1 pseudogene is annotated in these 307 nt (G+C 67.4%); it reads right to left on the bottom strand.

Features of this window, described 5'->3' with window-relative positions:
- A pseudogene (locus UK23_RS05420) lies at positions 1-307 on the bottom strand (cytochrome ubiquinol oxidase subunit I); the annotation flags it as partial.

Genomic DNA, 307 nt, shown 5'->3' on the forward strand with positions numbered 1-307 from the left:
GTTCCGGATCCGCTCGATCATGTGCGGGTAGTGCAGCTCGAACGCCGGGCGCTCCGAACGGATCCGGGGCAGCTCGGTGAAGTTGTGCCGCGGCGGCGGGGACGACGTCGCCCACTCGAGCGAGTTGCCGTAGCCCCACGGGTCGTCGACCGTGACGACCTCACCGAAGCGGTACGAGCGGAAGACGTTCCAGATGAACGGCAGCGTCGACGCGCCCAGGATGTAGGCACCGATCGTCGAGATCATGTTGAGCGTCGTGAAGCCGTCGGACGCGAGGTAGTCGGCGTACCGGCGCGGCATGCCCTCG

Source organism: Lentzea aerocolonigenes (genome assembly GCF_000955955.1).
In the GTDB taxonomy this organism is placed as follows: domain Bacteria; phylum Actinomycetota; class Actinomycetes; order Mycobacteriales; family Pseudonocardiaceae; genus Lentzea; species Lentzea aerocolonigenes_A.